Source organism: Longimicrobiaceae bacterium, from assembly GCA_035696245.1.
GTDB lineage: Bacteria > Gemmatimonadota > Gemmatimonadetes > Longimicrobiales > Longimicrobiaceae > DASRQW01.
On sequence record DASRQW010000269.1, the window covers coordinates 1 to 4875 of the forward strand.

The 4875-nt window shown below is 68.7% G+C and carries 6 protein-coding genes; all 6 read right to left on the bottom strand.

Annotated elements, in window-relative coordinates; all coding sequences use genetic code 11:
- Window positions 1–253: 253 nt before the first annotated feature.
- The gene (gene frr / locus VFE05_12470) at window positions 254–802 is read right to left on the bottom strand and encodes a ribosome recycling factor (GenBank protein ID HET6230879.1); all 549 of its coding nucleotides are present in this window, start codon (window positions 800–802) and stop codon (window positions 254–256) included.
- Between the two features lie 29 nt (window positions 803–831).
- The gene (gene pyrH, locus VFE05_12475) at window positions 832–1572 is read right to left on the bottom strand and encodes a UMP kinase (protein ID HET6230880.1); all 741 of its coding nucleotides are present in this window, start codon (window positions 1570–1572) and stop codon (window positions 832–834) included.
- A complete protein-coding gene (tsf, locus tag VFE05_12480; GenBank protein ID HET6230881.1) occupies window positions 1572–2165 on the bottom strand; it encodes a translation elongation factor Ts in 594 nt (197 codons plus the stop codon). Before tsf ends, pyrH begins: the two co-directional genes overlap by 1 nt.
- Window positions 2166–2339: 174 nt before the next feature.
- Entirely contained in the window at window positions 2340–3212 is an 873-nt protein-coding gene (rpsB, locus tag VFE05_12485) for a 30S ribosomal protein S2 (GenBank protein ID HET6230882.1), read from the bottom strand.
- Window positions 3213–3422: 210 nt separating this feature from the next.
- Complete coding sequence (gene rpsI, locus VFE05_12490) at window positions 3423–3815, bottom strand: 30S ribosomal protein S9 (protein HET6230883.1); 393 nt, start codon at window positions 3813–3815, stop codon at window positions 3423–3425.
- A gap of 3 nt (window positions 3816–3818) precedes the next feature.
- Window positions 3819–4253, bottom strand: coding sequence for a 50S ribosomal protein L13 (gene rplM / locus VFE05_12495; protein ID HET6230884.1), 435 nt, complete (start codon window positions 4251–4253; stop codon window positions 3819–3821).
- Between the last annotated feature and the right edge of the window lie 622 nt (window positions 4254–4875).

The following is a 4875-nucleotide window of genomic DNA, read 5'->3' on the forward strand; positions in this document are numbered from 1 at the left end:
GGACCGAACCCCGTCGCCGGCTGGTCGAGGCGGACCACAAGGTGCCACATCCAAGGCGGCCGAGCAACAGGGGAGATCGGTAGCGGGCCCAGCGGAGTGCCATGCCGGGCTTTTCTTCGTGAGCCGCGGCGCGAGGACGGGCGGCGTCGGCCCTCGCACCGTCGTTCCCGATGGCGGTCTGCGGACGCAGCGAGGGGCGCACGGCAGGCCGGGCGCCCCTCTGCCTCACGGGGATGGAGGGCGACGCGGGGCGTCAGACCTCCATCACCTCGGCTTCCTTGTGCTTCAGCAGCTCCTCGACCTTGGCGATGTACTGGTCGGTGATCTTCTGCACCTCGCCCTGCTCGCGGCGGATGTCGTCCTCGGACAGGCCTTCCTTCTTCTGGCGGGCCTTCACGTCGTCGTTGGCGTCCTTGCGCGCGCTGCGGATGGCCACGCGCGCCTCTTCCGTGAACTTGTGCAGCTGCTTGACGAACTCCTTACGCCGCTCCTCCGTCAGCGGCGGGAGCGGGAGGCGGATCACGCTGCCGTCGTTGCCGGGGTTCACGCCCAGGTCCGACATGTGGATCGCCTTCTCGATCGCCGAGAGCATCTTCTTGTCCCACGGCTGGATCATCAGCATGCGCGGCTCCGGGGCGCTCACCGTGCCCACCTGGTTGAGCGGCACCATCGAGCCGTACGCGTCCACGCGGATGTTGTCCAGCAGCGCGGGCGACGCCTTGCCGGTGCGCACGGCCGCGAAGTCGCGGCGCAGCGCCTCGATGGCGCCGTCCATGCGCTGGCGAGCCTTGTCCTTTGACATTGCGACTCCGTTGGGAAGGGCGGGAAAGCTCAGGAGTGGACCAGCGTCCCCAGCCGCTCGCCGCGGACCACCTTCGCCACGGCACGGGGGATGTCGGTGTTGAGGACCACGATGGGGATCCCGTTGTCCTTGCAGAGCGAGATGGCCGCCGCGTCCATCACCGCCAGCTCGCGCGACACCACCTCGAGGAACGAGATCTCCGAGATGAACTCGGCCTTGGGGTCCTTGGCCGGGTCGGCCGTGTAGACGCCGTCGACCTTGGTGGCCTTGATGATGACGTCGGCCTCCATCTCGATGCCGCGCAGCACCGCGGCGCTGTCGGTGCTGAAGTACGGGTTGCCCGTGCCGCCCGCGAAGATGACCACGCGGCCCTTCTCCAGGTGCCGCAGCGCCCGCCGGCGGATGTACGGCTCCGCCAGCTGCTCCATGCGGATGGCGGTGAGCACCCGCGTCTCCACGCCCTTGCGCTCCAGGATGTCCTGGATGGCGAGGGCGTTGATGACCGTGGCCAGCATGCCCATGTAGTCGGCGTTCACGCGGTCCATGCCCTGCTGGCTGGCCGTGGTCCCGCGCACGATGTTGCCGCCGCCGATGACCAGGCCCAGGCAGACGCCCATGTCGTGGACGTACTTCACCTCCTCGGTGAGCTTGTCCACCACGCGGGCGTCGATCCCGAACTTCTGCTCTCCGGCCAGCTGCTCGCCGGAGAGCTTGAGGAGGACGCGGCGATACTTGAGGTCTTCGTCCGACCCGGTCTCGCCGGCCGCCATCACTCGCCGAGCGCGAAGCGGGTGAAGCGGCGCACCTCGATCTTCTCGCCCGTCTTGCCCGACGCGTCGGTGATCATCTGGCCCACCGTGATGTCGGGGTTCTTCACGAACGGCTGCTCCAGCAGCACCGACTCGGAGTAGAACTTCTCCACCTTGCCTTCGATGATCTTGTCCCAGATGTGCTCCGGCTTGCCCGACTCCTTCATCTGCTCGCGGTACACCCCGCGCTCGCGCTCCACCACGTCTGCGGCGATGTTCTCGCGGCTCACCGAGGTGGGGTTCGCCGCGGCGATGTGCATGGCGATGTCGCGCACCAGCGCCTGGAACTGGTCGTTGCGCGCCACGAAGTCGGTCTCGCAGCCCACCTCGACGAGCACGCCGATCTTGCCGCCCATGTGGATGTACGAGCCGATCGAGCCTTCCTTCGTCTCGCGGTCGGCGCGCTTGGCCGCCTTGGCGGTGCCGCGGGCGCGCAGCCAGTCGATCGCCTTCTCCATGTCGCCGGCCGACTCGGTCAGCGCGGTCTTGCACTCCATCATCCCCGCGCCCGTGCGGTCGCGAAGCTCCTTGACGTCCTTGGCAGAGATGCTCATTGGCCGGTCCGTTCTGGTCGTGTGGGTGGTCGGGTCGTGAAACTATCACTCGCGCGGCCCGCGCGAAATGGCGGCGCGGCCGCTGCGTGGGTGCTCGTGGTCATCGTAAGAAAAGGGGCCACGTGCGGCGTGCCGCGCGGTGGCCCCTTCGGTCACTCCGCCTCTGCCGGAGCCTTACTCGCCGTCGCCCGCTTCCGAATCGGCCAGCGAGCCGGGGATGGCGTCGGGGCGCGGCCGGCGCTTGCGGCGCGGGCGGCGCTTGTTCTTGTCGTCGCCGCGGTCGGCCGGGGCGGCGGCGCCGGTCTCGGTCGAGTAGGTGGTCACCTCGGCCTCGTCGGCGCGGCGGCGCTCGTCGGCGGGCATCGCGGCTCGGGCCTCGATGATCGCGTCGGAGAGCGCGCCGGTGATCACCGTCACCGAGCGGATGGCGTCGTCGTTGCCGGCGATCGGCACCGTGAGCACGTCGGGGTCGGCGTTGGTGTCGGCGATGGCGATGATGGGGATGCCCAGCTTGTTCGCCTCGGAGATGGCGATGCGCTCCTTCTTGGCGTCGATCACGAAGATCGCGCCGGGGAGGCGGGCCATGTCCTTCACGCCCGACAGGTACTTGTCCAGGCGCTCGCGCTCGCGGTCGAGCATGAGGCGCTCCTTCTTCGTGTAGAAGTCGAAGGCGCCCTCCTCCTGGCCGCGCTCCAGCTCGCGCAGGCGGCGGATCTGCTTCTTGATGGTCGTGAAGTTGGTGAGCATGCCGCCCAGCCAGCGCTCGGTCACGTGGAACGAGCCGGAGCGCTCCGCCTCGCTCTGCACCACCTGCTTCAGCTGCTTCTTGGTGCAGACGAAGAGGACGCGGTCGCCGCGCGACACCACGCCGCGCACCAGCTCCTGCGCCAGCTCCAGCTGGCGGAGCGTCTTCTTGAGGTCGATGATGTAGATGCCGTTGCGCTCCGCGAAGATGAACTTGCGCATCTTCGGGTTCCAGCGGCTGGTCTGGTGTCCGAAATGGACGCCTGCCTCGAGCAGGTCCTGGATCTTGGGCTGCTGCGCCATCGTGGTCCTCGGGGAGATTCGGTTGTCCCGCGCGCGCCTTCGCCCGCGGGCTTCCACGCGCCTTCACTCGCCACGGCCGACCGCGTCACCCGCGAGGGGAGCGGCACCCGGCCAGGCGTCGGGCGGTGTGCAGGATGATGCCGGAATTCGGAAAGGCAGAGTGCCGGAGGGACCGAAGCCCCTCCGGCACGCGCCCGTCCACGCCTCCGGCTAGCGCTTGGAGAACTGGAAGCGCTTGCGGGCGCCGGGACGGCCCGGCTTCTTGCGCTCCACCTCGCGCGGGTCGCGCGTGAGCAGCGACTCCACGCGCAGCTTGGCGCGGTTGCCCTCGTCCACCTTCAGCAGCGCGCGGGCGACGCCGAGGCGGATGGCGTCGGCCTGGCCGCGGAGCCCGCCGCCGTTCACGTTGACCGTGATGTCGTACTGGCCGGCGGTGTCGGTGGCGGCGAACGCCTGGTTCGCCGACTGGCGCAGGACGTGGCGCGGCAGGTAGTCCTCGAGCGTGCGGCCGTTCACCGTCCACGTGCCGTTGCCGGGGCGGAGGTAGACGCGCGCGACCGAGGTCTTGCGGCGTCCGATGGCGTGAAACTGTTCAGTTGCCATGGATCAGGCTGGAAGGGAGTGGAGTTCCGGATTCTGCGCCTGGTGCGGATGCTCCGCCCCCGCGTACACACGGAGCTTGTCGCGCATCTGCCGGCCGAGCGCGTTCTTCGGCAGCATTCCCTTGACCGCGAGCTCGATCACCCGCTCGGGGTGCTCGTCCAGCATCTTGCGGAACGGGATGAACTTCTCGCCACCCATGTAGCCGGTGTGCTTGAAGTACGACTTCTGGTCGGCCTTGTTGCCGCTGAGCTGCACCTTGGACGCGTTGATGACGACCACGTAGTCGCCGGTGTCCAGGTGCGGCGTGTAGATGGGCTTGTGCTTGCCGCGAAGGATGCGCGCGACCTCGGTGGCGACGCGCCCGAGGATCTTGCCCTCGGCGTCGACCACGTGCCAGTCCCGCTCGATCTCGCCGGCCTTGACTGAATACGTCTTCATCGGACTCCCAGTTCGCGCCGTCCGGGCGCGCTTGCCGGCCACGCGCCGGCCATGAAGGTAGGATAAAAAATCTTCCGCCCCGGCGAACCCGAGGCGGACCAAGCGTGGTCGGGACAGACGGGTAGAATACCCAAATCCCCCGCGTGTGTCAACCCTGCGCCGCCAGGAAAACCCTGCGGGCGGGCCACTGCCGCATCGGCCCGACCCGGCTGTGGGAGGCACGATGGATTCGGGAGATGCGCGGCGGGACGGAGGACGGGCACCGGATCGCGCTTCATCTCCCGGAGCCGCAGCGGCTTCGGCGGGAGCGGGTTCGGCATCCGCGTGCGCGTCGTCGGCGGGGGACCTCTCTCCGGAAGCCGCGAAACTCGCCTCGGGCTCGGACAGACGCGGCTTCCTCCGAGAGATCCCCCACCTCCTCCCGGCCGGACAGCTTCGCATCCGCCGGGACGCGGGCGGGAGATGCGCGGCGCGGCTCTGCATCCCCGCGGATGCGAGCGGGGATGCGCATCTTCCGTCTTCCGTCTTCCGTCTTCCGTCTTCCGTCTTCCGTCTTCCGTCTTCCGTCTTCCGTCTTCCGTCTTCCGTCTTCCGTCTTCCGTCTTCCGTCTTCCGTCTTCCG